The organism is Companilactobacillus nuruki, assembly GCF_002872255.1.
Lineage (GTDB): Bacteria > Bacillota > Bacilli > Lactobacillales > Lactobacillaceae > Companilactobacillus > Companilactobacillus nuruki.
On sequence record NZ_NIPR01000024.1, the window covers coordinates 1 to 4,084 of the forward strand.

Consider the following 4,084-nt stretch of genomic DNA (forward strand, 5'->3'; position numbering starts at 1 on the left):
ATCTATAAACAGTTACTGATTTTTGTTGATCGATACGAATATGAAGCGCCCGACTGGGTACTGACGGCTTAGCTTCGCTTAAAGCCTTAGGGACATTGACCTTCACGATTTCAGGTTGATTTTCCATAAAAAAATACCTCACCAATATGTTTGATGAGATAATCATAATTCGAATTCCGCCTAAATCATAGACGGTCGGTTATTAGGTGCTTACATAAAAAGCCTGTGATTGAAAATTCAATCACAGGCTTTTTATTTAAACATCATATTGAGTTTCACGAATACCGGCATTCATCAAATCGTATGGAGTCTTCATTGTTTCTCCATCCCATGTTGCTATACCAACAACCATTGAAATAGCCATCGTATTCAATGAAACATCTGATTTAACATTCTTCTCAAATCCCTCTTTGATCCTTTGTGTCGCAATTCCTGCACCTTTTTCATTGGTATACAGAAGAATCGCCCAAGTAGGATCTTCATTATTTAACAAATATGTAATATCATTTGTCCGTGTTTTTTCTTTAATTGAATCAGTTGTTAACTTCAAAAGATGTTGTAAATGATTTGAACTCATCATTCGCTTCAAATCATTAAAATAACGAATCTTAATAATTGCAGTTGTAACGGGAATCTCAAAACGACGATTAGTTTCAGCAAAGACGGCTATATCTTCAATATAGGCCACTGTGGTCCGCAAATTCGTTTGTTCATCAAATGCACCACGTTCAATTAAAGCCGTCCTTAACTCCCCATTAGACTTCTGTAAGGCTATCTGATTTTTGGTCATCGTATATAAAGCTAATGACAAAAGAATTGGAATAACCATCCAGAAACTCAGTTGCCAAGGTATAGCTGTCGACTTATTCAAATATTGATAAATCATGACTACTGCTTGGATTGCAATAAACGTAATATTAGAAATTAAACTAGGCAAAATGCCAAAGAAATAAGTCATCATTAATAGAGCAATCGTACAGAATAGATAGATAGTATTTAAGAACAAATTACCGCTTAGAACCATTAATATTGCGGTCGCACCGAACAATGCTAAAAAAGACAACAGACCTACATCGGCAAAAAGGGAATTTCTTTCATCTTTATTCTCCACTCTTATTTCCTCCGTTATTTATGCCTTGTTTTCTTATCGTCAAAAATACACCGACACCAATCATTATCAACACAATAATAGCAAATCCTAAATAAATCATTAATTGTGAATTACGACTAATAAAATTCTTTGTTTCCAACGATTTATCAATTGCTTTATTCTTTTTAAAGCGATAACTATAATGTGCATTATTAGAATCTACTATAATCGCATCGCCATTATATTGTTGAATATTCTTTTGAAAATTAATTTGTGTCGAGGCAAAATATGTAGCCTTTGAACTTGGACCAGTCACTACTAAAAGCCCCTTCTTATCATTATACGGCGATCTTAATAATTGATCAGTGCCAATAGTTTTACCATAATCTTTTTCAATACTTAGCTTTTCATTTGAAACAATACGATCAAAGTTTTTAGAATATTTAAAGTAAAGCTTAGAATTCAATGTCCTAATAAAACTATTAGTCTTAGGGGTACCAACAACAATAACATTACTGTTCCGTAGCACACTCTTACTTGGCTCTTTTGTATAAAATTGAATATCGCCAGTATTGCCCTTTGAAAAATTACCAATTAAGTTAAAAATATTTGTTAAAGTACTGAAGTCATAATTATCTAATTTTTTAGGCACTATAACCGCAATATTATCGTAACTTTGATTATTGATAAAAAGGGTTGGATAATTACTAAACAATAAATCATTGCTTCGTTCCGACTTCACATAAATACTAGACTGCGGTTCAACTTGTGCCCATGGTGTATCACTATTATCTGAAGTATTTTGATCCAACATTTCCAAATCAAAGGCTACCCTAACTTGGAAACTATTTCCAAGTGTAATCCCCCTAGGAACATTGATAGTTAATGTATCACCATCAGCCTTAGCTGCGGTTAATTTTTTACTACCAACAATCGTATTGTTTACATAAACCGTTGCTAAAGCACGATTAAAGTTCAAGTTTTTACTATACCTAAATTTCAATTTAATTAACGAACCATCGATGTTAGTATGGTCATTTGGCAAAGTAATAAAATAACTTGACTCCCGATGACCAGCACCTTGAATATTATCTTCTGAACTAGTCAATTTATAGTGTCCATTATCATGTAAAATCGATGTGAAAGTATCAGTCGAATTATCAACCTCTTCAACTGCTTTATCAGTTTCGTTCATTAATTCCTCATTAGCGACAAAACGGGCTGCCTTTTTTAATAAAGCCCCGGTTTCAGCAGTGATGATTAAATAATATCGATTATCTGCATAGTAAGTTTTAATAACAGCTTTATTTTCAATTTCTTTACGACTAACTTGTTTTTTCAAATCTGCTGGCAACTTATTATATTTCGCTACGACCATTAGATAATCGTCTTTTTGAGCATTCATATCATTCATTTTTAAAACATGTACTTGATCATTATCAGTAGTAATCACTCGAGATTCACCTGATAAAGCAATCATACTGGCTGTCAATTCATCCCCAGTGGGATTATTGGCCGTGACAATCTTAGAATGTTGAGAGGTTACAGTATCTTCCCCTGAAAAATGATGATAGAAAGAATGTAATGTGTTTTCAGCTTGTTTCAAAGTATATTCAAAATTAATATTTGAACCCTTTTTTATTGTTAACCAATTGGCTGGAGTTTGTTGTAGTTGATAATCCTTGTCTCCATCTTGATTCAAAATCTGACCATTAATTTGAATTTTATTAGATCCTTTTAGTAGATTTAATGGAATTTCAATTTGCTGCGATTGAAATCCAGTCTCATCTTTAGGACGAAAAGAGTCAAATTTTACTCCATTAACTGAAACCGTTATATCTGAATTCTGTCTTGATGATAATTGAGAAACCTGATAATTCAAATTAAAGGTTGCCTTCTTAACATCCCAATAATCCATTTTTACAAAATACATGCTTGATTGAACAGATTTACCTGACAAGGTAGATGTTTTATTCTGAAAGTTTTGGGTATAAGTATAGGTATCATCTGCTAGAACCAAATTACTTTGGGATAGAAATCCTATCATGACTCCAATTAATAACAGGCCAAAATAAACCACCTTATTGATAACGTTTGGTCTTATACCATTTTGCTTGTTGATGAAAGACTTGTTCACGAATATACCCCACCATTCCGTTAGCCGCTACTGCCAACCACATTTGACTATAAACTAAATACATAAATATTATTAATAGAAAATTACTAAAAGTTAATTCCCCTTTTTCTGTAGTAATTGTTAAGAATGTACTTACCACGAACATCGTAACTGCAAAAAGCCATAACGAATTACTGAATCCTTGTAAATCAGAGTGAACTACTCCTGCCACTGAAAGGATGAACACACTATCTGACAAAATCAATGACGTCATTAATATGAAATATACCGACAAGAAGTACATTAAATCAAATCTAATTGGACGTCCTTTCTTTTGAAAAAGCAATTTAGCATTTTTTACTATAACGTAGATATTACCTTCGACCCAACGTTTTCTTTGATGAAACCAAACATCAAGTGTCTGTGGTTCTTGTTCCCAAGTAACTGCTCGTGGTTGAAATTTAATCCGATAACCCATTTGATAAACTCGGAAACTAATTTCAGTATCTTCGGCTAGTGCCTTTACATCCCATCCACCAACTTTTTCAATAACATTTCGTCTAATTACATAATTAGTACCCGGTATAGTACAGAGATGAAATAATTGTTGACGACCAGCTTGAGCCATCCATTGAAAGGACAATGGTAAGCACCTAATAACTGACCGTATTGAAAAATAAAAAATCATCCGTACTCTCATTTGAGAATGCGGATGATTTTGTGTGTTCATTTATGCGGCGATTTTTTGATTATCTTCGTTAGTCGTTTTCAATCGTGATGATTTAAAGTTCCACGGTAAATAGGCTTCTAGTTCCTCTGGTTTACTTATGTCTCTTATACACTTCTGACGCTGCCTACTATGCGCATATTCGAGCTAT

General features: G+C 33.3%; 2 protein-coding genes and 1 pseudogene. All 3 read right to left on the reverse strand.

Annotation, left to right across the window (positions count from 1 at the left end; translation table 11 throughout):
• Positions 1-256: 256 nt before the first annotated feature.
• Positions 257-1,111, reverse strand: a complete 855-nt coding sequence (locus tag CBP76_RS07715) for a GGDEF domain-containing protein (RefSeq protein WP_102196328.1) — start codon at positions 1,109-1,111, stop codon at positions 257-259.
• A complete protein-coding gene (locus CBP76_RS07720) occupies positions 1,101-3,137 on the reverse strand; it encodes a cellulose biosynthesis cyclic di-GMP-binding regulatory protein BcsB (protein WP_102196329.1) in 2,037 nt (678 codons plus the stop codon). Before CBP76_RS07720 ends, CBP76_RS07715 begins: the two co-directional genes overlap by 11 nt.
• Positions 3,138-3,171: 34 nt before the next feature.
• A pseudogene (locus tag CBP76_RS07725) lies at positions 3,172-3,849 on the reverse strand (glycosyltransferase family 2 protein); the annotation flags it as partial.
• Positions 3,850-4,084: the final 235 nt, after the last annotated feature.